31 protein-coding genes and 1 riboswitch are annotated in these 22,750 nt (G+C 65.0%); of the genes, 13 read left to right on the top strand and 18 right to left on the bottom strand.

All coding sequences use genetic code 11. The annotated features are described in order from the left end of the window. The first annotated feature begins 108 nt into the window (after positions 1-108). Together cysD and cysC are read left to right on the top strand one after the other, a co-directional pair. Positions 109-903 (top strand): sulfate adenylyltransferase subunit CysD, encoded by a 795-nt coding sequence (gene cysD, locus H8A92_RS16215; protein WP_229196728.1) that lies wholly within the window; start codon positions 109-111, stop codon positions 901-903. Between the two features lie 25 nt (positions 904-928). Then, positions 929-2,848 (top strand): adenylyl-sulfate kinase, encoded by a 1,920-nt coding sequence (gene cysC, locus H8A92_RS16210; protein WP_229196712.1) that lies wholly within the window; start codon positions 929-931, stop codon positions 2,846-2,848. 147 nt (positions 2,849-2,995) lie between these two features. On the opposite strand, the gene H8A92_RS16205 is transcribed toward cysC, so the two are convergent. Beyond that, a complete protein-coding gene (locus H8A92_RS16205) occupies positions 2,996-3,916 on the bottom strand; it encodes an AraC family transcriptional regulator (RefSeq protein WP_229196727.1) in 921 nt (306 codons plus the stop codon). Between the two features lie 174 nt (positions 3,917-4,090). Here H8A92_RS16205 and H8A92_RS16200 point away from each other — a divergent pair, with 174 nt between their 5' ends. Then, on the top strand, positions 4,091-5,314 hold the full coding sequence (locus tag H8A92_RS16200) for an MFS transporter (RefSeq protein ID WP_229196711.1): 1,224 nt from the start codon (positions 4,091-4,093) through the stop codon (positions 5,312-5,314). A 147-nt stretch (positions 5,315-5,461) separates the two neighbouring features. Next, positions 5,462-7,624: a malate synthase G gene (locus H8A92_RS16195; RefSeq protein WP_229196710.1), complete on the top strand. Its 2,163-nt coding sequence runs from the start codon at positions 5,462-5,464 to the stop codon at positions 7,622-7,624. A gap of 168 nt (positions 7,625-7,792) precedes the next feature. Here H8A92_RS16195 and H8A92_RS16190 read toward each other — a convergent pair whose 3' ends face one another. The 3 genes from H8A92_RS16190 to H8A92_RS16180 all read right to left on the bottom strand — a co-directional run bounded on the left by H8A92_RS16190 (position 7,793) and on the right by H8A92_RS16180 (position 9,562). Continuing rightward, positions 7,793-7,948: a Thivi_2564 family membrane protein gene (locus H8A92_RS16190; RefSeq protein WP_021076357.1), complete on the bottom strand. Its 156-nt coding sequence runs from the start codon at positions 7,946-7,948 to the stop codon at positions 7,793-7,795. 112 nt (positions 7,949-8,060) lie between these two features. Beyond that, on the bottom strand, positions 8,061-8,693 hold the full coding sequence (locus H8A92_RS16185; RefSeq protein WP_229196709.1) for a DUF2865 domain-containing protein: 633 nt from the start codon (positions 8,691-8,693) through the stop codon (positions 8,061-8,063). A 26-nt stretch (positions 8,694-8,719) separates the two neighbouring features. Beyond that, the gene (locus H8A92_RS16180) at positions 8,720-9,562 is read right to left on the bottom strand and encodes a L,D-transpeptidase (protein WP_229196708.1); all 843 of its coding nucleotides are present in this window, start codon (positions 9,560-9,562) and stop codon (positions 8,720-8,722) included. A 231-nt stretch (positions 9,563-9,793) separates the two neighbouring features. Between H8A92_RS16180 and H8A92_RS16175 the strand changes: the two genes are divergently transcribed. From H8A92_RS16175 to H8A92_RS16160, 4 genes are all read left to right on the top strand, one after another. Continuing rightward, positions 9,794-10,900 (top strand): AI-2E family transporter, encoded by a 1,107-nt coding sequence (locus H8A92_RS16175; RefSeq protein WP_229196707.1) that lies wholly within the window; start codon positions 9,794-9,796, stop codon positions 10,898-10,900. An 83-nt stretch (positions 10,901-10,983) separates the two neighbouring features. Then, a complete protein-coding gene (locus tag H8A92_RS16170) occupies positions 10,984-11,355 on the top strand; it encodes an ElaB/YgaM/YqjD family protein (RefSeq protein ID WP_229185093.1) in 372 nt (123 codons plus the stop codon). Positions 11,356-11,378: 23 nt separating this feature from the next. After that, entirely contained in the window at positions 11,379-11,525 is a 147-nt protein-coding gene (locus H8A92_RS16165) for a hypothetical protein (RefSeq protein WP_229196706.1), read from the top strand. After that, on the top strand, positions 11,503-11,949 hold the full coding sequence (locus H8A92_RS16160) for a hypothetical protein (protein ID WP_229196705.1): 447 nt from the start codon (positions 11,503-11,505) through the stop codon (positions 11,947-11,949). Before H8A92_RS16165 ends, H8A92_RS16160 begins: the two co-directional genes overlap by 23 nt. A 66-nt stretch (positions 11,950-12,015) precedes the next feature. Here the strand turns inward: H8A92_RS16160 and H8A92_RS16155 are convergent, their stop codons facing one another. From H8A92_RS16155 to H8A92_RS16130, 6 genes are all read right to left on the bottom strand, one after another. Continuing rightward, entirely contained in the window at positions 12,016-12,408 is a 393-nt protein-coding gene (locus H8A92_RS16155) for a hypothetical protein (protein ID WP_229196704.1), read from the bottom strand. A gap of 331 nt (positions 12,409-12,739) precedes the next feature. After that, a complete protein-coding gene (locus H8A92_RS16150) occupies positions 12,740-12,913 on the bottom strand; it encodes a hypothetical protein (protein WP_229196703.1) in 174 nt (57 codons plus the stop codon). Positions 12,914-13,044: 131 nt separating this feature from the next. Further along, positions 13,045-13,230, bottom strand: coding sequence for a hypothetical protein (locus tag H8A92_RS16145; protein ID WP_229196702.1), 186 nt, complete (start codon positions 13,228-13,230; stop codon positions 13,045-13,047). 98 nt (positions 13,231-13,328) lie between these two features. After that, a complete protein-coding gene (locus H8A92_RS16140) occupies positions 13,329-14,255 on the bottom strand; it encodes a DMT family transporter (RefSeq protein WP_229196701.1) in 927 nt (308 codons plus the stop codon). A 36-nt stretch (positions 14,256-14,291) separates the two neighbouring features. After that, entirely contained in the window at positions 14,292-14,972 is a 681-nt protein-coding gene (locus H8A92_RS16135) for a transglutaminase-like domain-containing protein (RefSeq protein ID WP_229196700.1), read from the bottom strand. Positions 14,973-15,103: 131 nt separating this feature from the next. Then, entirely contained in the window at positions 15,104-15,325 is a 222-nt protein-coding gene (locus H8A92_RS16130) for a hypothetical protein (RefSeq protein ID WP_163158569.1), read from the bottom strand. 167 nt (positions 15,326-15,492) lie between these two features. Between H8A92_RS16130 and H8A92_RS16125 the strand changes: the two genes are divergently transcribed. Continuing rightward, positions 15,493-15,747, top strand: a complete 255-nt coding sequence (locus H8A92_RS16125; protein ID WP_229196699.1) for a hypothetical protein — start codon at positions 15,493-15,495, stop codon at positions 15,745-15,747. A 164-nt stretch (positions 15,748-15,911) separates the two neighbouring features. On the opposite strand, the gene crcB is transcribed toward H8A92_RS16125, so the two are convergent. From crcB to H8A92_RS16105, 4 genes are all read right to left on the bottom strand, one after another. Beyond that, positions 15,912-16,298, bottom strand: coding sequence for a fluoride efflux transporter CrcB (gene crcB, locus H8A92_RS16120; RefSeq protein ID WP_229196697.1), 387 nt, complete (start codon positions 16,296-16,298; stop codon positions 15,912-15,914). Beyond that, positions 16,295-16,468 carry a hypothetical protein gene (locus H8A92_RS16115; RefSeq protein WP_229196696.1) on the bottom strand — a complete coding sequence of 58 codons (174 nt, stop codon included), beginning with the start codon at positions 16,466-16,468 and terminating at the stop codon, positions 16,295-16,297. Before H8A92_RS16115 ends, crcB begins: the two co-directional genes overlap by 4 nt. Positions 16,469-16,539: 71 nt before the next feature. After that, positions 16,540-16,600: riboswitch (Fluoride riboswitch) on the bottom strand. A 59-nt stretch (positions 16,601-16,659) separates the two neighbouring features. After that, on the bottom strand, positions 16,660-16,854 hold the full coding sequence (locus H8A92_RS16110; protein WP_229196695.1) for a hypothetical protein: 195 nt from the start codon (positions 16,852-16,854) through the stop codon (positions 16,660-16,662). Then, on the bottom strand, positions 16,820-16,996 hold the full coding sequence (locus H8A92_RS16105; protein ID WP_229196693.1) for a hypothetical protein: 177 nt from the start codon (positions 16,994-16,996) through the stop codon (positions 16,820-16,822). Before H8A92_RS16105 ends, H8A92_RS16110 begins: the two co-directional genes overlap by 35 nt. Before the next feature lie 177 nt (positions 16,997-17,173). Here H8A92_RS16105 and H8A92_RS16100 point away from each other — a divergent pair, with 177 nt between their 5' ends. Next, positions 17,174-17,416: a hypothetical protein gene (locus H8A92_RS16100; RefSeq protein WP_229196692.1), complete on the top strand. Its 243-nt coding sequence runs from the start codon at positions 17,174-17,176 to the stop codon at positions 17,414-17,416. Positions 17,417-17,441: 25 nt separating this feature from the next. On the opposite strand, the gene H8A92_RS16095 is transcribed toward H8A92_RS16100, so the two are convergent. The 3 genes from H8A92_RS16095 to H8A92_RS16085 all read right to left on the bottom strand — a co-directional run bounded on the left by H8A92_RS16095 (position 17,442) and on the right by H8A92_RS16085 (position 19,311). Continuing rightward, on the bottom strand, positions 17,442-17,582 hold the full coding sequence (locus H8A92_RS16095) for a hypothetical protein (protein WP_229196690.1): 141 nt from the start codon (positions 17,580-17,582) through the stop codon (positions 17,442-17,444). 60 nt (positions 17,583-17,642) lie between these two features. Beyond that, entirely contained in the window at positions 17,643-18,524 is an 882-nt protein-coding gene (locus tag H8A92_RS16090) for a DMT family transporter (protein WP_229196689.1), read from the bottom strand. A 64-nt stretch (positions 18,525-18,588) separates the two neighbouring features. Then, on the bottom strand, positions 18,589-19,311 hold the full coding sequence (locus tag H8A92_RS16085) for a TetR/AcrR family transcriptional regulator (protein ID WP_229196687.1): 723 nt from the start codon (positions 19,309-19,311) through the stop codon (positions 18,589-18,591). 118 nt (positions 19,312-19,429) lie between these two features. Between H8A92_RS16085 and H8A92_RS16080 the strand changes: the two genes are divergently transcribed. Further along, complete coding sequence (locus H8A92_RS16080) at positions 19,430-20,629, top strand: cytochrome P450 (protein ID WP_229196686.1); 1,200 nt, start codon at positions 19,430-19,432, stop codon at positions 20,627-20,629. Between the two features lie 76 nt (positions 20,630-20,705). Here the strand turns inward: H8A92_RS16080 and H8A92_RS16075 are convergent, their stop codons facing one another. Beyond that, a complete protein-coding gene (locus H8A92_RS16075; RefSeq protein ID WP_163158559.1) occupies positions 20,706-21,518 on the bottom strand; it encodes a response regulator in 813 nt (270 codons plus the stop codon). A gap of 265 nt (positions 21,519-21,783) precedes the next feature. Here H8A92_RS16075 and H8A92_RS16070 point away from each other — a divergent pair, with 265 nt between their 5' ends. Together H8A92_RS16070 and H8A92_RS16065 are read left to right on the top strand one after the other, a co-directional pair. Further along, positions 21,784-21,987: a NepR family anti-sigma factor gene (locus tag H8A92_RS16070; RefSeq protein ID WP_018269610.1), complete on the top strand. Its 204-nt coding sequence runs from the start codon at positions 21,784-21,786 to the stop codon at positions 21,985-21,987. Further along, positions 21,987-22,535: a sigma-70 family RNA polymerase sigma factor gene (locus tag H8A92_RS16065; protein WP_016847265.1), complete on the top strand. Its 549-nt coding sequence runs from the start codon at positions 21,987-21,989 to the stop codon at positions 22,533-22,535. The genes H8A92_RS16070 and H8A92_RS16065 overlap by 1 nt, the downstream gene beginning before the upstream one ends. Positions 22,536-22,750: the final 215 nt, after the last annotated feature.

Genomic DNA, 22,750 nt, shown 5'->3' with positions numbered 1-22,750 from the left:
CAAGAGATGCATCTTCTCGACAATGAATCCGCCGCTGCCGGAACGCGTTCCGCAGCCCTTGGTAAAGCGTCTTCCGTGCCGGGAATTTCGGCCGCTCAGCCGCCGTCGATGGACCATCTCGACGAGCTCGAGGCGCAGAGCATCTACATCCTGCGCGAGGCGTTCGCCCGGTTGAAGAAGCTCGCGCTGCTGTGGTCGCTCGGCAAGGATTCCAACGTGATGATCTGGCTGGCGCGCAAGGCGTTCTTTGGCCGCGTCCCGTTCCCGGCGCTGCATGTCGATACGGGCAAGAAGTTTCCGGAGATGTATGCGTTCCGCGATCGCTTCGGAAAGGAGTGGGATCTCGACCTACGCGTCGAGCCCTGCCCGCCGATCGACAGCGTCGACCCCACCCTGCCGCCGGCCGCGCGTTCCGCCGCGCGCAAGACCGAGGGCCTGAAGCTCGCACTCAACAAGTATGGCTTCGACGGACTGATCGCCGGCATCCGCCGCGACGAAGAGGCAACCCGCGCCAAGGAGCGCGTGTTCTCGCCGCGCGGCACCGAAGGCGAATGGGACGTGCGCGACCAGCCGCCGGAATTCTGGGACCACTTCAATGCCTCGCCGCCGCAGGGCGCGCATCTGCGAATTCATCCGATCCTGCATTGGACCGAGGCCGACATCTGGGCCTATACCAAGCGCGAAGGCATTCCGATCATCCCGCTCTATCTCGCCAAGGACGGCAAGCGTTATCGCTCGCTGGGGGATCAGGACATCACCAACCCGGTCGCCTCCACCGCCTCCAACATCGACGAGATCCTCGCCGAACTCGACGCCACCAAGATCCCGGAGCGCGCCGGTCGCGCGCTCGACCACGAGACCGAGGATGCGTTCGAGCGGCTGCGTGTCGCCGGCTATCTCTGATCCAAGTTTTGCCGTGAGTGCTTTGATGAACATGATCCTCCCCACCGCTTCGATCTCGGCGACCCCCAACGGCACCACCCGTCCGCAGGTGCGCATCGTCATCGTCGGCCATGTCGACCACGGCAAGTCGACGCTGGTCGGACGCCTGCTGCATGAGACCGGCAGCCTGCCGGACGGCAAGCTGGAGATGTTGAAGGCGGTCAGCGCGCGGCGCGGCATGCCGTTCGAATGGTCGTTCCTGCTCGACGCGTTGCAGACCGAGCGCGACCAGGGCATCACCATCGATACCACCCAGATCCGCTTCCGCACCCGCTCGCGCGACGTCGTGCTGATCGATGCGCCCGGCCACGCCGAGTTCCTGCGCAACATGATCACCGGCGCCTCGCAGGCCGACGGCGCGGTCCTGATCATCGACGCGCTCGAAGGCGTCCGCTCGCAGACGCGGCGGCACGGCTATCTCCTGCACCTGCTCGGCGTGAAGCAGGTCGCGGTCGTCGTCAACAAGATGGACCGGGTCGATTTCAGTGCCGACCGTTTCAAGGAAATCAGCGAGGAGATTACGGCGCATCTGATCGGCCTCGGCGTGACGCCGACTGCGGTGGTCCCGATCTCGGCGCGCGACGGCGACGGTGTCGCCGAGCACACGCCGCGGATCGAATGGTACAAGGGTCCGACCGTGGTCGAGGCGCTCGATGCGCTCGAGCCGGCGCGGCCGCTCGCCGAATTGCCGCTGCGGCTGCCGGTGCAGGCGATCTACAAATTCGACGACCGCCGCATCGTGGCGGGCCGCGTCGAGTCGGGCAGCCTGAAGGCCGGCGACGAGATCGTCATCATGCCGACCGGCAAGATTGCGAAGATCAAGACCGTCGAGAGCTGGCCGGTGACGCCGGTCAACGGCCCGCAAGGCGCCGGGCGCTCGGTCGGCATTACGCTCGACCGCGAACTGTTCCTCGAGCGCGGCGACATCATCGGCCATGCCGGACAGAGCCCGCGCGACACCCGCCGCATCCGGGCCCGGATCTTCTGGCTGCACGACAAGCCGCTGACCAAGGGCGAGCAGATCCTGATCCGGCTCGGCACCAAGGAAAGCCGCGCCACCGTGGTGGCGATCGAAAAGGCGGTCGATCCCGGCGCGCTGTCCAACGAAGAGAACACCGCGATCGCGCGCAACCACGTCGGTGAGATCGACGTCTCGCTGGCGCAGCCGGTTGCGACCGATCCCTACACCGACAATCCGCGCACCGGCCGCCTGGTGATCGAGGTCAACGGCCGCATCGCCGGCGGCGGCCTCGTGCTGTCGGTCGACGCCGGCCGGCCTGCAGTGCCGGTCGATATCGTGCCGGTGGAATCAGCACTGCGGCCGGACGAGCGTTCGGCGCGCTATCACCATAATGGCGCGGTGATCTGGCTGACCGGGCTGCCCGGCTCGGGCAAGTCGACCTTGGCGCGGGCGCTGGAACGGCGCCTGTTCGGCAATGGCGGCTCGCCGATCCTGCTCGACGGCGACACCTTCCGCGCCGGGCTGAACAGCGATCTCGGCTTCTCGCCGCAGGATCGCGCTGAAAACATCCGCCGCCTCGCCGAGGTCGCGACCCATCTGGCGCGCAACGGCCATATCGCCATCGTCGCCGCGGTGTCGCCGTCGGCGACCGACCGTGCGGCAGCACGCCGCATCGCCGACAGCGCGTTCCGCGAAATCTATGTCGCGACCCCGGCCGAGGTCTGCGAGACCCGCGATCCCAAGGGCCACTATGCCAAGGCGCGCTCCGGCGGACTGCCGTCCTTCACCGGCATTACCAACGACTACCAGCCGCCGACCGGCAACGAGCTGACTATCGACACCTCGAACCGCTCGGTCACTGAAGCCACCGACGAGATCGAGCGGATGCTGGCCACGACCGGCATCCTGTTCGACGAGCTGACCGACCTCGCGGCGAATATCTGATCTTGCTCACCTGTCGTCGCCCGGCGCGACCGGGCGATCCATTATTCCAGAGACAGCAGTTACCAAGGCGATGGGCCGCGGCGTGCTGGATGCCCCGCTTGAAGCGGGGCATGACACCAGTGTCAAAAAGCGGGCTTCGGTCGACGCCTATTCCGCCGCGCGTTGGCTTCCGGACCCGTGCCGCACCATTCCCGGCGATCGCCCGGTGACACGCTTGAACGCGCGGCTGAAGGCCGCCTGTGACGCATAGCCCAGCCGTTGAGCGATGATGTCGATCGGCTGGCGTTCATGCTCGATCCACTGTGTCGCAAGGCGCATGCGGAGTTCGGCAAGATAGCGCAGCGGCGATTGCCCGGTCATCGACTGGAAGCGCTCGGCGAACAGCGAGCGCGAGCAACCTGCCTCCGCGGCCAATTCGGCCACCGTCCAGTTGCGGCCGGGCGCGCGGTGCAGCGCGCCGATGGCGCGGCCGAGACGCGGATCACGCAGCGCTTCGAACCAACCGACGGCGTTGTCGCTACCGCATTCGACCCAGCCTCGCACGATCGACGCGGCGAGCACATCGGCGAGCCGCGCGGTGACACCGACGGAGCCGGCCCGCGGCGTGCAGGTCTCCCGCTCCATCGCCTTCAGCATCGGTTCGATTTCCGGCTGGCGCACAAGCAACGTGTCGGCCCGCATCACCTCCGGCATCAGGGCAATGAGCGGACGCATGCCGCCAAGATCGAAATTCATGCAGGCGCTGAAGACCAGGACCGACTCGTCCTGCGGGCATCCCGCAGGACAGGCCGACGTCACATCGACATTGCCGCAGAGCGTCTCGGTCTCGAAACGCTCGACGTCGCAACTCGGCTCGTCCGCGGCCGAGACGAGATCATGCGCACCGCCGCGCGGCAGGAAAATCGCGTCACCGCATCCAAGCGGAAGCAGCGTCGCATCGGCGTAGCGCAGCAGCGCCGTGCCATGGGCGACGAAGTGGAATTGCGCGCGTCCGTATGGCGTTTCAAAGCGCAAGCCGAACGGCGCCCTAGTCTGGAGCCGACGGTAGTGAACGCCCTCAAGCCTCATGCCGAGCAACAATTCGCTCACCAGATCGACGGCGGTGTCCGTCGGACCAGCGGCAGGCGATTTGGACGATCGATCAAACATTCGAGCGTCTATGGCATAGATTGTCCAAAACCTCCAGCCTATGTCTGCGGCAACGCAGCATAGAAATGGAAGTTTTGGTCGATGGATCAAGAAATGGACCCGGCTCTGGCGCACACCGATGTGGTCGCGCTGGTACCGCGCGACGTCGCGCTAAAGTCGCTCCCCTCGGAAGAGCCTGCCTGGGGCGCGGTCGTCGCAATGATGCTGGGCGTCACCGCGCTTCTGACGGCGGAGTTCCTGCCGTCCGGTTTGCTGACGCCGATGGCGAGGGACCTCGGTGTGAGTCCGGGCCTGGCCGGCCAGGCGGTGACGGCGACCTCGCTGGCCGGACTGATCGGCGCATTGTTCACACCGAGGCTGACACGCAGCTTCAACCGAAAGCCGGTGCTGCTGAGCTTTTCAATCCTGCTGGTGATCTCCAATCTGCTGGTGGCGCTGGCGCCGAACATCACGTTCCTGCTGGCAGCGCGCATCGTGCTTGGCCTCGCCATCGGCGGCTTCTGGGCGATGGCGGCAGCGACGACGATCAGGCTGGTGCCGCCGGCCCTCGTGCCGCGAGCCCTATCGATCGTGATGAGCGGCATTCCCGCCGCGATGATCATTGCCGTTCCGCTCGGCAGCTATCTGAGCGAAGTGGCGAGCTGGCAGTCCGTGTTCCTGCTGGCGACGGCGCTGGGCGCAGCGGTGTTCGTGATCCAGGCACTGGCTTTGCCGCGTCTGGCCCCAAAGGGCGAAGCCGGGCTCGGCACCCTGATCGACATCCTGACGCGGCCGGGTATCGGCGCCGGCATCCTGGCGGCGACGTTGGTCTTCACCGGACACTTCGGCTATTTCGGCTACATCCGTCCATTCCTTGAAAGCGTGACCGGGCTTGGCGCCGCCGGCGTGGCGGCGACGTTGCTTGCTTTCGGTGTTGCCAACTACATCGGCTCCTTCGCGAGCGGAGTGATGGCTGAGCGCAGACTCAAGCTCACGCTGATCGCGATGCCCTTGGCGATCAGCGTGATCGGTCTGTTGCTCTCGCTCCTTGGACAAGACGTCATCCCCGCCCTGGTTCTGGTCGCGCTGTGGGGATTCGCCTTCAGCGGTGTGCCGGTTGCGACGACGACCTGGATCACCCGCATGGTGCCCGATGAAACCGAAAGCGGGACCGGATTGACCGTGGCCTCGATCTTCCTCGGCATCACCATGGGCGCGGCCGGCGGCGGACTTGTGCTCGATTTGATGGGCGCTGCGGCGGTGTTTGTGGCAGGCGCCGTCCCCCTGGTGCTCGCCGCCCTGCTGATCGCCGCCAAGGTGCGGACCAGGGTGCCGTGACCACTTGGCGTGAGGGTGCCAGCAGGGGCCTTCTCAGAGCCGTGGCTTTAGGGCTAAAAGGGCCGTGAACGCGGCCCTTTGGCGCGTTTTTTGCTGATTTCTTTCGAAAACAGCGCCTAAACGCCCCATTTTTTGAGAAAGCCCATCATGACTCGTGTCGATGCCCATGGATTGAAGATCGCCCCTGTCCTGTTCGATTTCATCGCCAAGGAGGCGACGCCGAAAACCGGGATCGCGCCCGACGCGTTCTGGGCAGGACTTGCCGCCATCATCCAGAAGCTCGGCCCGAGAAACCGTGAGCTGCTCGCGGTCCGCGACGCGCTGCAGGCCAAGATCGACGACTGGCATCGCGCCAACAAGGGCAAGGCGTTCGACATCAACGCCTACACCGCGTTCCTCAAGGACATCGGCTATCTGCTGCCGGAGCCCGCGACCCACAAGGTCGAGACCGCAAATGTCGACGAGGAGATCGGCAAGATCTGCGGCCCGCAACTCGTGGTGCCGCTGACCAACGCCCGCTACGCCTTGAACGCCGCCAACGCGCGCTGGGGTTCGCTGTACGACGCCTTCTACGGCACCGACGCGATCCCGCATGATCCGAGCGAGAGCGGAAAGGGCTACAACAAGGCCCGCGGTGACAAGGTGATCGCGAAGGCGAAGGCGTTCCTCGACGCCGCCGTGCCGCTCGCGACCGGAAGCCACACCGACGTGACGTCCTACGCCGTGATCGCGGGCCAGCTCTCGGTCAAGCTGAAGAGCGGCAATTCGACCGCGCTGAAGAACGGCGCCCAGTTCGCCGGCTATCTGGGCGATGCCGCCCAGCCCACCGCGATCCTGCTCGTCAACAACGGCATGCATGTCGAGGTCAAGATCGACCGCAGCAACGTCATCGGCAAGGATGATCCGGCCGGCGTCGCCGACATGATCCTGGAATCGGCGGTCTCCACCATTCTCGACATGGAAGACTCGGTTGCCGCGGTCGACGCCGAGGACAAGGTGCTGGTCTATCGCAACACGCTCGGCCTGATGAACGGCACGCTGTCGGCCGATTTCGAGAAGGGCGGCAAGACGCTGACGCGCTCGCTCAATGCCGACCGCGTCTACAAGAAGCCCGACGGCAGCGAGCTGAAGCTGCACGGCCGCAGCCTGCTCCTGATGCGCAATGTCGGCCACCACATGTTCACCGACGCCGTGCTCGACGCCAAGGGCGAGGAAATCCCCGAAGGTCTTCTCGACGCTGCGGTCGCCGGCCTGCTCGCGATCCACGACCTCAAGGGCAATTCCAAGGTCAAGAACAGCCGCACCGGCTCGGCCTACATCGTCAAGCCGAAGATGCATGGTCCCGACGAGGTGACGCTGACCTGCGACCTGTTCGCCGAGGTCGAGAAGATGCTCTCGCTGCCGGAGAACACGCTGAAGGTCGGCATCATGGACGAGGAGCGCCGCACCACGGTCAACCTCAAGGCCTGCATCCAGCGCGCCTCCAAGCGCATCATGTTCATCAACACCGGCTTCCTTGACCGCACCGGCGACGAGATCCACACCTCGATGGAAGCGGGTCCGATGATCCGCAAGAACGACATGAAGGCGCAGCCGTGGATCAAGGCCTATGAGGACTGGAACGTCGACAACGGCCTGATCGACGGCCTTCCCGGCCATGCCCAGATCGGCAAGGGCATGTGGGCCGCGCCCGACAAGATGGCCGACATGCTGGCGCAGAAGATCGGCCATCCGCAGGCCGGCGCCACCACCGCGTGGGTGCCGTCGCCGACCGCGGCCACGCTGCACGCGCTGCACTATCACCAGGTCAACGTAACAGCCCGCCAGCAGGAGCTCACCAAGGGCGGCCCGCGCGCAAAACTCTCCGACATCCTCACCATTCCGGTGTCGCAGTCGAACTGGGCGCCCGACGACGTCAAGCAGGAGATCGACAACAACTGCCAGGGCATTTTGGGCTACGTCGTGCGCTGGATCGACCAGGGCGTCGGCTGCTCCAAGGTGCCCGACATCCACGATGTCGGCCTGATGGAAGATCGCGCCACCTTGCGCATCTCGAGCCAGCATCTGGCGAACTGGCTGCATCAGGGCGTCATCACCAGGGATCAGGTGATGGAATCGCTGAAGCGCATGGCCGTCGTCGTCGACAAGCAGAACGCCGGCGACAGCCTCTACAAGCCGATGGCGCCGTCGTTCGACGGCGTCGCCTTCAAGGCGGCCTGCGACCTCGTGTTCGAGGGCCGTACGCAGCCGAACGGCTACACCGAATACATCCTCACCGCGCGCCGCCGCGAGGCCAAGGCCGCGGGCTGATCCACGATGTCCCAACGACAAGCAAAAGCCCCGGCGACGAGCCGGGGCTTTTTTTATTGGAGATGCACTGCTGCATCCACGTCATTGCGAGGAGCGAAGCGACGAAGCAATCCATTGCTCGCCTCGCGCGGTGAGATGGATTGCTTCGCTTCGCTCGCAATGACGAAGCTAAAACACCGCCAGATATTTCAGCAGCGAGACGATGCCGATGATGATGACGACGACGCGCGCGATCTGCTTGGCGCGGCCGTCGAGCGGCAGCATGTTGATGAGATAAAGAACGAGAATAATGACAAGGAAAGTGACGAGTACGCCGACGAGCATGCGGGGCCCCCTGATGGCATCGGTGAATGTGCTGTTCGCATGTTGCTAACGTGCGAGCGGGAGGCCGGTTCCAGAATTCGGAACCGAAATGGCCTGCCTTGCGTGAGCGACGCTATTCGCGCGCCAGCACCGGCGCGCGCTGGTACTTCGCGCGGATGCGATCCGGCGCCGGTGTGAAATTGAGAGATGCACCACGCCGGTCCGGACGGCTGACCGACATCAGCCCATCCTTGCCGGCGACAATGTCGCCCTTGCGCAAGGTCGGGTCGTCCTCGATCTTCACCGCGGCGAGCCCGACGGGATCCCTGCCGTTGCAGGTGCAGCCTGAGACGAGTTCGTCGCGATAGCGGAACGCGTTCGGCAGCTCGGAATACGGCCTGCCGTCATCCGTCGCGGCATTGTCGATATTCCCGCCATAGACCACTTCGGTCGCACTCGCCGGGCAGAAGCTGTTGCAGCTCTCCGCCTTGCTCTGATTGCCGGTCGCAGCCAGCGGGAAATAGCGGCCGTCGCAGGTGCGCACGCAATAGGCCTGGCCGCCGTCATAGCGCGCGCGACGCTCGGCCCGCGGCATGACCTGTGCCGGGCCGTCGTCGAACGGCATGCGGATCACCGGTGCGCGGCCCTGCATGAAGCCGCCGAACAGTTGCTGGAAGAAATCCTGGGCTTGCGCCGCGGGCGCCAGGGACAGGCCGAGCAATGCCGCCGTCCCGAACGCCCACCGCCTCACGTGCAGCTTTGCCATTACCGACCCTCAGTACGACGCATTCCTCAGTACAACGTGGAAGTCGCAGGGATGTTCATCGCCTGACGGCCGGAAGGCAGCGTCATGACCGCGGGACGCGGCTGCACCGGCGCCGGCCGGACCGAGATCTGCGTCGTCGCCGGGCCGAGCTCACGCGCGGCGAGATGCGGCGCGTTCTTCGGCAGCACCACGACCTTGGTGCCGACATCGACCCGGCTGAACAGGTCGGAGACGTCTTCATTGGTCAGGCGGATGCAGCCCGACGACACGAACTTGCCGATCGTTGTGGGATCGTTGGTGCCGTGGATGCGGTATTCGCTCGAGCCGAGATACATCGCGCGGGCGCCGAGCGGGTTGCCCGGACCGCCGGCCATGAAGCGCGGCAGATAGGGCTGGCGCTTGATCATCTCGGCCGGCGGATGCCAATCCGGCCACTCGGCCTTGCGGCTGATGGTCTGGGTACCGGCCCAGGTGAAGCCCTCGCGGCCGACGCCGACGCCGTAGCGGATCGCGCGGCCGCCGCCGAGCACGTAATACAGCGCAGTGTTGCCGGTATCGATGATGATGGTGCCGGGCGCCTCTGACGTGTTGAGCGCGACGGTCGTCCGGCGCAGTCGCTCCGGCAGTGCGCCGTCCTCGGCGGCCCCGGTCGAGGGATCGATCATCGCCTCGTCGGACGGGAAAGCGCCCGGCTGGGTCGACGCATAGCCGAGCACAGAAGATCTGGCTTGGGCGTGAGCCGAATTGGTGACGATGAATGGCGTCACCAACAGGACGCCGGCGAAGGCAAGGCTACGGGCAAGAGTCCGGGCATGGGTACGCGCGGCGCGCGACGCAAGCCGGCGGCTGGAGAGAGACTGATTTGTCATGTGCTGCCCCTGGACGGGATGCGCATCGTGGTGATGCGATGCCAGACCAACGCGCGTGACCGCCGGAGAGTTCCGGTGCGAATCGTCCCGAAGCCGCGATTGTCAACCCGCCCCATCTCACGAACCCGCGATGGAACCTTTGCCCGGGCGGTCCGTTGTCAGGCGCTATTGAGGCGCGGGACGGTTTTGCTGCGCGAAATTCATTTGTTGTCCTCGTGCGGGAGGAGTCTGGTGCGCGCTTTTCCGAGTGAAATTCTGCTTGGCAATGCGCTCGAAGGCACGCCCGTCCCCGACAGCAAGGCCGAAACGCCACCGGTCGTCGGCCGTGCCGAGGTCGTCGCCTCTGCGCTGGTCGCGCTGCTGGTCATTGTCATCGTCGCCGTGCTCTATCTGGCCCGCGCCTTCTTTCTCCCGATCACCATGGCTTTCATTGTCGGCACCATGCTGTCGCCGGCGGCGAACCTGCTCGAGCGCTACCGGATTCCGCGCGCGCTCGGCGCCGTGCTGATCGTGATCGCGGTCGGCGCTGCCGTGACCTTCATGGTCGGGCTGATCGCTTCGCCGGCCATGGAATGGAGTTCGCGGCTGCCAGAGCTCGGCGCGATCCTGAGGGATAAGCTGCACGTGTTCGACCGGCCGCTCGCCCTGTGGCAGGAGCTGCAGAGCATGGTCGGCGGCTCCGGCACGCTGGCCAGTTTCCAGCTGCCGAAATTCGAATGGGTGCAGCCGACGCTGGAATTCCTGTCACCGACGTTCGCGGAATTCCTGCTGTTCATCGCGACCCTGATCCTGTTCATCGCGAGCTGGAAGGATCTGCGCCGCGCGCTGGTGATGACCTTCAGCGAGCGCGAGGCGCGGCTACGCACGCTGCGCATTCTCAACGAGATCGAAACCCATCTCGGCAATTATCTCCTGACGGTGACGATGATCAATGTCGGCGTCGGCATCGTCACCGGCGCGATCTGCGCGGCGACGGGCATGCCCAATCCGGCGGGGCTCGGCGCGCTCGCGGCGACGCTTAATTTCATTCCGATCATCGGCCCGGTCGCGATGTTCGTAGTGCTGGTCGCGGTCGGCATCATCTCTTCGCCGACCATCGGCGCAGGGCTGATCGCGCCGGCCTGCTTTGCGGTCGTGACCTTCATGGAAGGACATTTCGTGACGCCGACGATCGTCGGCCGGCGGCTGTCGCTGAACGCGCTCGCAGTCTTTCTCGCGCTCGCATTCTGGACCTGGCTGTGGGGCCCGATGGGCGCCTTCCTGTCGTCACCGCTGTTGATCGTCGGCCTGATCGTGAAGGAGCATTTGATGCCGGACAATTCGCCGCAGCTGCCCTAGTGCTAACCTCGGTTTCGTACCTGGAACCTTTGCTTGGTGCGAAGCGTTTTTCTCCGAACACACACGTCCTCCGGGAGCCTTCGATGTCGAGCACGGACAGCGCATTTGGGATCAAGAACATGACGGACAAAGCGACCTACGAACGCCTCGAAAAGGATGTCATCGCCGTGAAGAACGATATCGCAGCTCTGACCGAACAAATCACCGACGCGCTCAACTCGTTTGCGAGCAACGCAGGCAAGCAGGCGCGCCGCCACTACAAGGATGCGCGTGCCAACGCGGAATCGACCTTCGACGACGTGTCGGAGCGTGGCAGCGCGATGATGGGCGCGGCGCAGGAGGCGGCATCCTCGATCGAGGAATCGCTGGAAGAGGTGATCACACAGCGGCCGCTGGCGACCGTCGGCCTTGCGCTCGGTCTCGGCTTCCTGATCGGCCTCACCTGGCGCCGCTAGGCAACCAATCCATCCCTGAGATCATGGTGGCGATCATGCGCAAACCACCGTTCTGGGCCAGATGGCAGCGCTGGCGCGCCGCCGCCTCGTTTGTCGATGCGCTGTTCAAGGCAAGAATCAAGACAAGATTCAAAGCAAGGCTGGTCAATGCTTCAGCGGCTGATCGATGACCTCAAGGAGTCCACCGGCAGCGCGCTGCGGCTGACATCGCTCGCGGCCGCTGCCGCGATCGCGCTGTTCATCACCATCGCCTTCCTGTGTGCGGCCGCCTTCGTCTATGTGCTGCAGCACTACGGACCGGTAGAAGCGTGCCTGTCCGGCGCCGGCGTTTTCCTCGTCGTCACACTGATCGCGATCGGCGTTTACACCGCGCGCAAGCGCGAGATGCGCCGCCGCGCCGAGAGGGCGGCCAAGGCCGCGAAGTCTGCCGCGGCATCGATGCTCGCCGACCCCGCCTTGATCGCCACCGGCCTGCAGATCGTTCGCGCCGTCGGCGTGAAGCGGCTGATCCCGATCCTCGTGGTCGGCGGCCTCGCATTAGGCCTGATGGCAAGCCGCGGTGCAGCCAGCAGCGGCGAGGCGGAAGAAGAGTAACGTCCTCCACCGTCATTCCGGAGCTCGCAAAGCGAGCCGGGAATGACGGTGAGATAACTGACGTTCTCAAGTCACGCAGCGGCCGGGCTGCAGCAGCTTGGCCACTTCGGTCAGGACGCTGACCACGGGCTCGCAGGCCACCTTGCGGGTCTCACCGGGCCGGACCCGCGCCGGCGCGGCGGGGTGATTGCGCGCCTCTTCCCGCGCCACGGGGACGCGGACCAGAACCGACGTCTCGGGAAGCCGATCGAGTTTCAGCGCCACCGTCCGGCTCGGCAGGCCGCTTGATGGAACCGCCGCACGATCGGTCTTGGCGGCGCGATTGACGGCGCTCTCGGGCGCCAATGCGATGGTAACCTGCTGGCCGCCAATCAGATCGTGACCGGATGCCAGCTGGACGGCGCCAAGCGTCAGTCCGACCGCCAACGCAGCGAAAATTCCCTTTTGAATCTTTGACATGGTGCGCCCCATGGAAATTCGCTTAACAATCCCTTGGCGATCACGGACACAACGCGAACGAAACCTGTGGGGTTCTCGCGTCCGACCATCACTTAACCGTGTACGAAAAAATTTCGAATCGCGCGGAACGAGTCCGGGGGTCTGCGAGTCATTGGAAGAGCCGGTTATTCCCCCTGCCCCATTGACCGGCGACGTAGGGCGCGACCGTGGTGATGCCGGTCGCGCCCTGCTCTTTTTCGGCTGCCCTGCAGACGATGCGCACGCACCCGTCACATTGGACGTCAGGCATCGGGGGAAGCGGTCCCCTCGCCAAGCGGGAGGACCTCTTGTTTCAGGCATCGTCGCTCGATTGCATGTCCTGAGATCGAACAACCGTCACTTCACGGCATGACGGGCAACGACCGACATGAAACTTGATTCCCGTCGTCTGGTCGTCGACGAGCATCAATTCGCTCAGGGGCTCACCGCATTTGCAGGTGACGGTTTTCCTATCGGCAAAATACATCTGACGTCCTCCATAAGCCCGGAGATTCATCGCGTCATTGGGGCGGGCTCGCATGCGCCGCGCTCGCCCCTTGGGTTTCTGCTCCTTCTCGCCCTGTCAGATCCGGATGGTGGGAGTTGCGTTGCCGGCTGCTATTTTGAAACGGACTGTGCCTGCGGCCGATGCTCGGCGGCTTCGCGCGCATGCCGTTCGGCCTTGAGGCGCTGGAAATTGTCGTAGAAGGCCTTCTCGTTGGCGCGATGCTCTTTCATCGCCTGCGACGCCTCTTGCTGACGCTGCGCATCACGATCCTTGCGCTGCTGGGGAGTCAAATTCATTCGGCGCTCCGATAAACTATTGAATCGACGATGGATTCAACGCGCATCCGGGCAAAAAGTTGCATCGGGGTTTCCGGCGGCGGGAAAGCTTGCCCGGCCTATTTGCGCAGGCTGGCCCAGACGCCGCCGAGGATCAGCAGGCCTCCGATCAGATGGATCAGCTTCGGCGGCTCGCCGAGGATGATCCAGGACAGCAGCGCGCTCGCGATCGGCGCGACATAGAGCACCAGCGACGTCCGCACCGAGCCGAACCGTGCGCCGAGCCAGGCGAAGCCGGCATAGGCCATCAGGCCGGGCACGAGGCCGGCGAAGACATAGGCCTCGAACGCCCTGGCATTGAAGACCGCGGCCGGCGTCGCCCACATCTCCTGGAGCGCAGGCGGCAGCGAGCACAGCGCGCCGGCCGCCGAGAACAGGCTGACGCGGGCCAGCAGCGAGGCGCGCGGCGCGACCCGCGATTGCACCAGCGTGTAGCCGGACCAGCCGAGCATCGCGCCCACCACCAATAGATCGCCCCAGGCCCCGCTCGACTGCGTCAGCGTTTCCAGGTGGCCGCCGGAGACGATCAGCAGCGCACCGGCGAGCGCCAGCGCCGTCCCGAGCCATTGCAGCGGACCGATATGCTCGATGCCGAGCGCCGCCGAGATCAGCAGCACCATGATCGGCGACAGCGCGAAGATCAGCGCGATATGGATCGCGGTGGTGGTGATACCGGCGATGTAGACCGGGCCGCCGCACAGGAACATGCCGAGGAAGCCCGCGGCGAGGATCGGCCAGAAATTCTGCGCCAGCGGAATTTTGCCGTCGCGGATCGCCGCGATCGCAAACGGTGCCAGGCCGATGGCGATGATGCTCCAGCGGAAGAAGGCCAGCGAGAACGGCGGCACCGAGCCGGCAAGGCCGCGCGCCAGCACTTGGTTGGAGGCCTGCCCGACCGCGACCAGGATGAAGCCGGTCAGCGCGACCGCGTCCTCCCAGCCCGTGGCCGGACGGCCGAACGGCGCCTTCGGCTGCTCCGCATCCATGACACCGCCCCCTCAGCCGGTGCGCCGCGGCGCGCGCTACTGCTCCGCCGCCTCCCGCTCCATGTCGCGGCCGGACATGTCGTCGCCCTGCATGTTGGCGTATTCGCGCGCCATCTCGCGCATCAGGAATTTGGCGGGCACGTCGTGATAGGTGCCGTGGTCGTTGACATACTGCATGTAGGCACGCCCATCGCCGTCGAAGGGATGCAGCAGCGCATCCGAATGACCGTCGAAATCGAGCGGCGCAACACCGAGCTTGGCGCACAGCGTGTCGTTGAAGGTTGGCGTCGCCTTGCGCCAGGCGCCGTCGACGAACACTTCGGTGAAGCCGTGCCAGGTGAACAGGTCCGAACCCATGCTCTGGCGCAGCTTCTCGGTGGTGAGGTGGTTGCGCACGTCGGCGAAGCCGACGCGCGCCGGAATGCCGTGCACCCGGCAGGCCGCCGCGTAGAGCGCCGCCTTGCCGACGCAATAGCCGTTGCCGGCGGCGAGCACGCTGGAGGCCCGGTAGGTCTCGGGCGAGCGCATGCTGACATAGGGGTTGTAGCGGATGCCGTCGCGCACCGCGGTGTAGAGCCGGCTCGCTATCTCGCGCGCGCCGGTGCCGGGTAGGACGGCGGCGCGGGCGAACGCCTCGACGGCGGGATGGTCGCTGTCGACATAGTCGCCGGGGTCGGTGTAGAGGCGGCTGATCGTGTCAGTGAGTTGCTCGGTCATGGCGCGAGCTTAGCAAGCAACGGGATCAGATCAATGCAGCTCGTCCAGCGCTTGCTGCAGCCCTGCCCCCATGTCTGGGTTTTGACGCGTCGTCTTGACGCGAACCGGTGCCCACTTCGCTTGAAAACGCTCTAGTTCTCGAAGTGTTCGTCGAGTTGCGGCGGCCGGTAGCTGCGCCGCTTCGCCTTGAAATATTCGCGCGCGAAATGGATGCCGATCCCGATCAGGAACGGCGGGGCAAGCGCGGCAGCGATCATGAACACGGTGATCGACTTCGGCGTCAGGATGTCCAGCACCATCGACGCCAGCAGCCACAGCGTGGCAGCGATCACCGCGACGTCGACATGCTTCATTCCCCGCTCTTTCCTTGGTCCCTGACCACCATCCGGGTTCCATCCTACCGGCTGGCCCCGCACGCGCCAAGGATTCCGGCGGCAAACGATACCTGTGGCCCTTCACTTTTTGGAACGGCGCTCGCGCAGCCCACGTTGGTCCGCAGCAACCAGACGCGGAGGCTACGATGGGGAACTCGAGTGACATCCACAACGGCGTCGACCATCCCGCGAGCCGGAACGGCGTCAACGACCCCATCGACGGGGTCGATGTGAAGCGGACCTTCGACGACAACCAGACGCCGCACGAACGCGCGCAATGGGCCGCCGATGTGCGCGCCGACGCCTCGCCCAAGCATGGCGAGGCGTTCCTTCCCGAGGCACTGCGGCGGCAGCCGACCGCGCCACTCAATCCGCGCACCGGCCGCCGCCCCACCGACTAGCTAGAGCATTATCCAGTTTGGGACCGTCGCATGGGGCGTTGCCAAAATATCGAAAACAACCCCATGCAAAGGAGCCGGCGGCGGCCGGCGTTCGAACCAAGCAACTTGACACGTCGGGCAACTCAGAGGCATTCTTCTAATATTCCGAAATTGTGCAGGGACCATCAAGCCGCGAGCGCCTGCACCATCAGCAGGCCGCCGAACAGCGCCAGGATCGAGAGCGCAACGGAGGCCGCCATATAGGCACCGGCCGACCACAGCTCGCCCCGCTGCATCAGCACGATCGCATCGAGCGAGAAGGTCGAGAAGGTGGTGAAGCCGCCGCAGATGCCGACCGTGAGAAACACCCTCACCGTCTGGCTGACATTCCAGCTCAGCGCGAACGACTCCGCGAAGACGCCGATCAGGAACGAGCCCACGATATTGATCACCAGCGTGCCCCAGGGAAACTCCGTGCCGACCAGACGCCCCGCGCCGATCGCCACCAGATAGCGCGCGACCGATCCCAGCGAACCGCCGATCGCGACCGCCGCCAACAATTGTACGTTCAAAGTCTCACCCTTCCTGCACGCCACTCGGCGATGCCGACCAGCATCCCAACAACGAAAGTCGCGGCCACGAGCTCGCCGGGCGCGCCGACCAGCAGGGCGACGACACCGACGAGCCAGATCGACCCGACCAGCGACAATGCGATTGAGAGTGAACCAGGAAGACCCGTCATGCTCTGCCCCTTCTCGTTCGCGGGGCGCGGCGGCGGATCGGCAGTGGCGCATGCTCCTACCGACGCTGTCGCGCCCGGTAGGAGTCATCAGCCTTGCGGCGGTTATCGGGGGACTCCATCCCCATCGACCTGGGAATGGTAGGGGAGCCAAGCGGCGGGAGCAAGTGGCCTCCCGCCGCTCTGGTGTCGGTTCATTCGCTCATCGACAGCATCGCGTTCAATTCGACGGCTGTCTTCAGTTGCTCGATCCGCGCCGCGATCTGTTCGCGCTCGACGCCGCGCGGCAGTTGCGCGAGCTGGCCCTCGAGCCGCACGCGATGTTCCTCAAGCCGCTGCACGAACGTATGGGGCTCAGACCGTTTCCGCTTCTGAATCGTCTTCTGCATCATGCACCTTCGGTGGTTGCAGACCGGGACTATTGGCCCAGCGGTCCAGTTCATCGATGACCCGGGCGTGGCTCGGGCGCCGCGGTTCCGGCGCTTTCGGCTCCTCGGATAGTTTGCGGGGCAGCTTGACTTGGTTAGCCATGGCATTTCTCCCCCAACATAACGAAGCAGGCGGCCGGCCGTTCCCGATTTTTTGATTAAGCTATTGATTTTACTTGATAATTATACTCAATCGGCAACTTTACCTCGGTCTAGGGAACCGAATACGAGTTTGGCGGTTTAGCAAATTACTCAATTCGCTAAGTCCGGGCATTTGAAGATGAAAGAGTTGCGTGCCGAACGATTGCAAGTGATGTTGTCGCTTGAGGAATTGGCTGCCCTCGATGATTTCCGTTTCAAGCACCGGATGCCCACCCGCGCCGCGGCAGTCCGCGAACTGCTCAAGCTCGGCCTGGCCGGCATCGGCACCGATGCTGCGGCCGGAGTGAAATCCAGCGATTACGGGGTATTCAATCGGGGGCCCGAAGGGCACACCCAGATGGAAGACGCGGACGGCAAGTAGCGGCGCGTTGGCGCAGACGTAGCGCTCAGCCGCCGACGAAGAGGTCCACGACCGCCTTCAAGGTGCAAACCACGAGCGCCGACGCGAACATAGCCGTGCCGAGATCTGCGAGATAAAGCAGCTGCGCCTTTTGCTCCGCATCGAGCCGCGCGATCGCCTTGCGCATGGCCAAGCTCCCTTTCCAGGAGAACGCGTCTCGCGAACCTCGGTTCCGTCGGTCGCCTGCTCAGGCCCGCTGCAGCGCCAGCGTCACGCCGCCGAGCGTCAGCGCCATGGCACCGATCTCGCGCAGCCCCAGGGGCTCGCCGAGGATGATCGCGGCCGACACCACGCCGATCACCGGCACCAGCAGCATCCCCGTCGACGCCGATGTCGGCGGCAGGCGGCGCAGCGTCTCGAACCAGGTGAGATAGCAGATGCCCATCGGCATCAGCGTCATGTAGGCGAAGCAGCCGAGGCCGAACGGCGTGATTGCGGCATAGTTCGGATGTTCGAACAGAATGCCGAGCAGCAGCATCACCAGACAGCCGATGCCGACCTGCCAGGCGACCACCGCGAGGGGCGGCATCGGCAGCGGCTTGCGGTTCAGCACATTGCCGAGCGCAAACAGGATGGCGCAGGCGAGCGCGAGCGCAATGCCGGTGAGCTTGTCGGCGCTGAACGCAAAGCCGTTACCGCCGAGCAGCAGCGCGACGCCGGCGACGCCGAGCACCAGCGCCGCCAGATCCCGCAGCGTCGGGCGGCTGTGCAGCACCGGCCAGGCAAACAGCATCGCCCAGATCGGCATCGTGTAGGCGAGCAGCGCACCCTCGCCGACCGTGACGAATTTCATCGCGATGGTGCCAAAACCCATCCAGGCAAAGACATTGGTGAAGGAGGCGAACAACAGCCGCGGCATCGCCTCGCGCGGCACGGCCAGCGATTGGCCGCGGGCCAGCGCCAGCGTGCCCAGGATCACCGCCGCGCAGGTCCCCGCCAGGCCGCGGGCGAACAGCGGCGGCCATTGCTGCAGCAACAGCTTCATCAGCGGCCAGTTCAGGGCCCAGCCGAAGGCCGTCACCACCAGGCAGAGAAAGCCGATTGTTCGATCGCGCTGCGTCGTATCCATCGGCCGCGCTTAGCAGGCGGCGGCACGCGATTCCACAGCGCATCGCGCATGCCGCATCGCCCTGTCAGGCAAAGGTACCGGTCGTGATCTTTGGCCAGCCCTCGCTTTTCCGTGCGACGGCAAGCCTGCTCGCCCAGGCATCGATCAGGCTTGCGATCAGGAGTCGGCCGGTGCCGCGCATGTCGGGCAGCTTCATGGTGGGCGTTCCGAGCGTCAGGGCGACCACGCCATGGATTGCTGCAAGCAATGCGGTCGCAAGCCGTTGCGGCAGGCCCGGCGCCGGCTCGGCGCCATGTGCCGCGAGATATTCCCGCACCGAGATCACGAACAGCTCGTAGCTGCGGCGCGCGATCTCGGTCTCGCCGAAATAGACGCCGTCGGGAAAACGCCGGTCCTCGACCGTACCGGACATCGAGAACAGCGAACGGAAGTGATCGGGATTGTCGGCCCAGTAGTCGAGATAGGTTTCCATCACCCGCCGCAGCCGCTGATCGCTGTCGGCTGTCTGCGCGCGGACCCGCTCGAGCTGCGCGGCAACCACCTCGAGGTTCTGCTGCTTCACCGCGAGCAGCAGCAGCAGCTTGGTCGGATAATATTTGAGGACGGTGCCTTTCGAGTAGCCGATCGCGTCGGCGATCTTCTGGATCGAAACCGTCTCGAGGGTGCCGGCAGCGAACTCCTTGCGCGCGGTCTCGAGGATCAGCGCCTTCAGCACCTCCTTGTCGGCCTCCTGGCGCGCCCTGCGCTGAAACCGCCGCGTGCCCTTGGCTCGCTCCTCGATCGACATTGCCATCTCCCTGGCGCCTCCATGCCGCTTGTTCGCAAGGATGGCAACCTGAGCCCCTTGCCATCCCGGATTTAATTGACTATGGTCAATTAACTAATCATAGAACCGGAGGGTCCCAATGAGCACGATGGCCGGCGAGGCTATCCGCAGCGATTTCGATCCGTTCAGTCCGGCGACGCGAGCCGATCCCTACGGCATCTATGCGGAGCTGCGCGCCGCGGGGCCGGCCATTCGGCTGACCGGGTACGACATCTGGGCGGTGCCGCGCTTTGCCGAGGTCAAGACGATCTTCGGCGACCACGTCAATTTCAGTAACGCCGGCGGTGCGGGGCTTGCGAACCACTTCAAGGAGAAGCCGTGGCGGCCGCCGAGCATCGTGCTGGAAGCCGATCCGCCGCTGCACACACGGACCCGCGCGGTTCTGGCGCGGGTGCTGTCGCCCGGCGCGATGCGCAAGCTTGCCGATGACTTCAAGGCGAAGGCTGCAACGCTCGTCGACGGGCTGATCGAACGCGGATCGTTCGACGCCATCAAGGACATCGCTGAGGTGTTTCCAGTCAGCGTGTTTCCCGACGCGCTCGGCATCGACCAGGAAGGCCGCGAGAACTTTCTGACCTATGGCGCGATGGTGTTCGCCGGCTTCGGGCCCGAGAACGACTATTTCCGCGCGTTGATGAAAGAGGCGCCGCGCGTGCTGCCCTGGGTCGCGGCGCGTTGTCAGCGCGAGGCGCTGCGCCCGGGCAGCTTCGGCGCGCAGGTCTACGAGGCGGCCGACACCGGCGAGATCAGCGCGGAGGAAGCTCAGCTGCTGGTGCGCTCGCTGCTCTCGGCCGGGCTCGACACCACGATCAGCGCGATCGGCATGGCGCTGTACACGCTGGCGCGCCATCCCGAGCAATGGGCATTGCTTGCCGCCGACCCGTCGCTGGCACGCGCGGCGTTCGACGAGACGCTGCGCTTCGATTCACCGGCGCCGTTCGTGTTCCGCACCACGCCGCATGACACCGAGATCGCCGGCGTCAGGATCGGCAAGCACGAGAAGGTGCTGCTGCTGCTCGCTTCCGCCAACCGCGACGAGACGCGCTGGGAGCATCCCGACCGGTTCGACGTCAGGCGGCGGCTGTCCGGACACATGGGCTTCGGCGTCGGCATCCACGGCTGCGTCGGGCAGATGGTGGCGCGGCTGGAGGCGGAGGCGGTGATCGCCGCGCTGGCTGGCCGCGTGAAGCAATTCGACATTGCGGGCCCTACAGCCTTCCGCGACAGCTCGGGGCTGCGGGCACTCAGCACGATGCCGGTCCGCGTCACACTGAAGTAGTTTCGAAATACTCCAAGAAAAACCGGCGTACCTCTCGGTACGCCGGCCGGATTTTGCCCTCTTGCGTAAACTCAGGTCATGCCGACGCGGCACGTGGCGTGCGGTTGCGCGAGTTGCGCTGGAAGAACAGCGCCTGGCTCGCCACCGCCGACACCATCGCCGGCTGGAACGGCTTTGAGATCAGGAACGCCGGCTCCGGCCGCTCGCCGGTCAGGAAGCGCTCGGGATAGGCGGTGATGAACACCACCGGCACCTCGAAGGTCCGCAGCAGCTCGTTCACCGCATCGAGGCCCGACGAGCCGTCGGCGAGCTGGATGTCGGCGAGGATCAGGCCGGGCTTCTTGTTCTTGGCAAGCGCCACCGCATCGGAATGCGTGCGCGCGACGCCGATCACGTTGTGGCCGAGGTTCTTCACCAGGCTCTCGAGGTCCATCGCGATGAAAGTCTCGTCCTCGATGATGAGGACGTCGGTGGCGATCTCGGCGGCCATCTCGCGGCCGGCGGCATCGGTCAGCTTGCGCGTCTCGGCGATGTCGGTGCCGAGAATGTAGCCGACCTCCTCCTCCGAAAAACCTTCCAGCGAAAGCAGCAGGAAGGCCTGGCGGGGCAGCGGCGTGATGTTGGAGAGCCGGCGCTCCGGCGGCAGCGACAGCGTCGCCACGTCGTCATTGTCGTTGTTGTTCACCGACACCGAATTCCAGATTTGGGTGAACAGCCGGAACAGGCCGGCGCGCGGGCCATGCGTCTGGTCCAGCAATGATCCATCCTGCAACAGGGCCTCAAGCATGGCTCCGACATAGGCGTCCCCCGACGCCTGGTTTCCGGTCAGTGCGCGCGCATAACGCCGCAACAGCGGAAGGTGTTCGGCAACGATCTGCGATCGGGACATTCCCACTCCATCCTTGTTCGTGAGGCCTGCGGCCTGAAACCCGTATCCTGGGGCGGCGTACCAATTTGGGGCGCCCCCGGTTCCCCTGCATGCCCGACTACGCGCGAAAGCCGGAAAAGTTCCACGAAATAGTTCCAAGCTTCCGGAACTTTATCCGCAACTTCGCATTAGCTCCTGACCGACGAGGCAACGCGGCCAGCCTCTTTTTTCGAGGAAACATCTTGGAAATCAGAGACTTAACTCCCGGGGAAGCGTGGATCAGATCATGAAGGAAGTAAAGAAGCAGGGCGGTCTCAACGCCGAGATTCAGTCGAGAATCGGCCACCAGCTGCGCGCCATGTACGACGACGTGGTGCGGCAGGGGGTGCCCGACCGCTTTGCGGAGCTGATCCGCAAACTCGACGGGCCCGAGGCTGCCGCCGCGGCTGTGGCCGGGGGCGATACCGACAAGAACAATGGAGGGGACTAATGCCTCTCACGAATGAACTCCGCGACGATATCCTGGCGTCGGTCCCGAGCCTGCGCGCGTTCGCGATCTCGCTGTCCGGTAATGGTGACCGCGCCGACGATCTGGTGCAGGAGACCCTGCTGCGCGCGATCGCCAATATCGATTCGTTCCAGCCCGGCTCGAACCTCCCCGCGTGGCTGTTCACCATCCTGCGCAACCTGTTTCGCTCCGACTACCGGAAGCGGCGGCGCGAGGTAGAGGACGCCGAGGGCAATTATGCCAAGACGCTGAAGAGCCAGCCGTCGCAGGCAGCGCATCTGGAGTTCGAGGAATTCCGCGCGGCGCTCGAAAAGCTGCCGCAGGACCAGCGCGAGGCGCTGATCCTGGTTGGCGCCTCCGGCTTCTCATACGAGGATGCCGCGGCGATCTGCGGCTGCGCGGTTGGCACCATCAAGAGCCGCGTCAACCGTGCGCGATCGAAGCTGTCCGCGCTGCTCTATGTCGACAGCGCCGAGGATTTCGGCCCCGACAACACCGTGCGCGCCGTGATCGGCGGCAATGGCGGATAAGCCAGACGCGCGATGAACAAGGAAGAAGGCGGCCCCGATCGGGCCGCCTTTTTGATTGGGAGAGCAGATCACATTGACACGATCGCCAGACGCGCTGTCTTTGCGCAGCTGGAGCCTAATGAGATTAGATTGAGCTGGAGCGGCATCGAAGCTTCACCTCTCCCTTGGGAGAGGTCGATTTGCGCAGCAAATCGGGTGAGGGGTTACGGTCCATC

This window comes from Bradyrhizobium acaciae (genome assembly GCF_020889785.1).
GTDB lineage: Bacteria > Pseudomonadota > Alphaproteobacteria > Rhizobiales > Xanthobacteraceae > Bradyrhizobium > Bradyrhizobium acaciae.
This window is presented reverse-complemented; position numbering and strand designations above follow the sequence as displayed.

What these genes read in the sequence shown, in the direction of transcription:
- H8A92_RS16185 (WP_229196709.1), bottom strand. Translation starts at nt 8,693, where the DNA reads ATGGCAAAGCTGCACGTGAGGCGGTGGGCGTTCGGGACGGCGGCATTG.
- H8A92_RS16105 (WP_229196693.1), bottom strand. Translation starts at nt 16,996, where the DNA reads ATGGCTAACCAAGTCAAGCTGCCCCGCAAACTATCCGAGGAGCCGAAA.
- H8A92_RS16180 (WP_229196708.1), bottom strand. Translation starts at nt 9,562, where the DNA reads ATGACAAATCAGTCTCTCTCCAGCCGCCGGCTTGCGTCGCGCGCCGCG.
- H8A92_RS16085 (WP_229196687.1), bottom strand. Translation starts at nt 19,311, where the DNA reads ATGTCGATCGAGGAGCGAGCCAAGGGCACGCGGCGGTTTCAGCGCAGG.
- H8A92_RS16150 (WP_229196703.1), bottom strand. Translation starts at nt 12,913, where the DNA reads ATGTATTTTGCCGATAGGAAAACCGTCACCTGCAAATGCGGTGAGCCC.
- H8A92_RS16170 (WP_229185093.1), top strand. Translation starts at nt 10,984, where the DNA reads ATGTCGAGCACGGACAGCGCATTTGGGATCAAGAACATGACGGACAAA.
- H8A92_RS16095 (WP_229196690.1), bottom strand. Translation starts at nt 17,582, where the DNA reads ATGCGCAAGGCGATCGCGCGGCTCGATGCGGAGCAAAAGGCGCAGCTG.
- H8A92_RS16065 (WP_016847265.1), top strand. Translation starts at nt 21,987, where the DNA reads ATGCCTCTCACGAATGAACTCCGCGACGATATCCTGGCGTCGGTCCCG.
- H8A92_RS16205 (WP_229196727.1), bottom strand. Translation starts at nt 3,916, where the DNA reads ATGAGGCTTGAGGGCGTTCACTACCGTCGGCTCCAGACTAGGGCGCCG.
- H8A92_RS16155 (WP_229196704.1), bottom strand. Translation starts at nt 12,408, where the DNA reads ATGTCAAAGATTCAAAAGGGAATTTTCGCTGCGTTGGCGGTCGGACTG.
- H8A92_RS16080 (WP_229196686.1), top strand. Translation starts at nt 19,430, where the DNA reads ATGAGCACGATGGCCGGCGAGGCTATCCGCAGCGATTTCGATCCGTTC.
- H8A92_RS16090 (WP_229196689.1), bottom strand. Translation starts at nt 18,524, where the DNA reads ATGGATACGACGCAGCGCGATCGAACAATCGGCTTTCTCTGCCTGGTG.
- H8A92_RS16140 (WP_229196701.1), bottom strand. Translation starts at nt 14,255, where the DNA reads ATGGATGCGGAGCAGCCGAAGGCGCCGTTCGGCCGTCCGGCCACGGGC.
- H8A92_RS16070 (WP_018269610.1), top strand. Translation starts at nt 21,784, where the DNA reads ATGAAGGAAGTAAAGAAGCAGGGCGGTCTCAACGCCGAGATTCAGTCG.
- H8A92_RS16115 (WP_229196696.1), bottom strand. Translation starts at nt 16,468, where the DNA reads ATGACGGGTCTTCCTGGTTCACTCTCAATCGCATTGTCGCTGGTCGGG.
- H8A92_RS16200 (WP_229196711.1), top strand. Translation starts at nt 4,091, where the DNA reads ATGGACCCGGCTCTGGCGCACACCGATGTGGTCGCGCTGGTACCGCGC.
- H8A92_RS16130 (WP_163158569.1), bottom strand. Translation starts at nt 15,325, where the DNA reads ATGAAGCATGTCGACGTCGCGGTGATCGCTGCCACGCTGTGGCTGCTG.
- cysC (WP_229196712.1), top strand. Translation starts at nt 929, where the DNA reads ATGAACATGATCCTCCCCACCGCTTCGATCTCGGCGACCCCCAACGGC.
- H8A92_RS16195 (WP_229196710.1), top strand. Translation starts at nt 5,462, where the DNA reads ATGACTCGTGTCGATGCCCATGGATTGAAGATCGCCCCTGTCCTGTTC.
- H8A92_RS16100 (WP_229196692.1), top strand. Translation starts at nt 17,174, where the DNA reads ATGAAAGAGTTGCGTGCCGAACGATTGCAAGTGATGTTGTCGCTTGAG.
- H8A92_RS16190 (WP_021076357.1), bottom strand. Translation starts at nt 7,948, where the DNA reads ATGCTCGTCGGCGTACTCGTCACTTTCCTTGTCATTATTCTCGTTCTT.
- cysD (WP_229196728.1), top strand. Translation starts at nt 109, where the DNA reads ATGGACCATCTCGACGAGCTCGAGGCGCAGAGCATCTACATCCTGCGC.
- H8A92_RS16165 (WP_229196706.1), top strand. Translation starts at nt 11,379, where the DNA reads ATGGTGGCGATCATGCGCAAACCACCGTTCTGGGCCAGATGGCAGCGC.
- H8A92_RS16145 (WP_229196702.1), bottom strand. Translation starts at nt 13,230, where the DNA reads ATGAATTTGACTCCCCAGCAGCGCAAGGATCGTGATGCGCAGCGTCAG.
- H8A92_RS16135 (WP_229196700.1), bottom strand. Translation starts at nt 14,972, where the DNA reads ATGACCGAGCAACTCACTGACACGATCAGCCGCCTCTACACCGACCCC.
- H8A92_RS16075 (WP_163158559.1), bottom strand. Translation starts at nt 21,518, where the DNA reads ATGTCCCGATCGCAGATCGTTGCCGAACACCTTCCGCTGTTGCGGCGT.
- H8A92_RS16125 (WP_229196699.1), top strand. Translation starts at nt 15,493, where the DNA reads ATGGGGAACTCGAGTGACATCCACAACGGCGTCGACCATCCCGCGAGC.
- H8A92_RS16110 (WP_229196695.1), bottom strand. Translation starts at nt 16,854, where the DNA reads ATGCAGAAGACGATTCAGAAGCGGAAACGGTCTGAGCCCCATACGTTC.
- H8A92_RS16160 (WP_229196705.1), top strand. Translation starts at nt 11,503, where the DNA reads ATGCTTCAGCGGCTGATCGATGACCTCAAGGAGTCCACCGGCAGCGCG.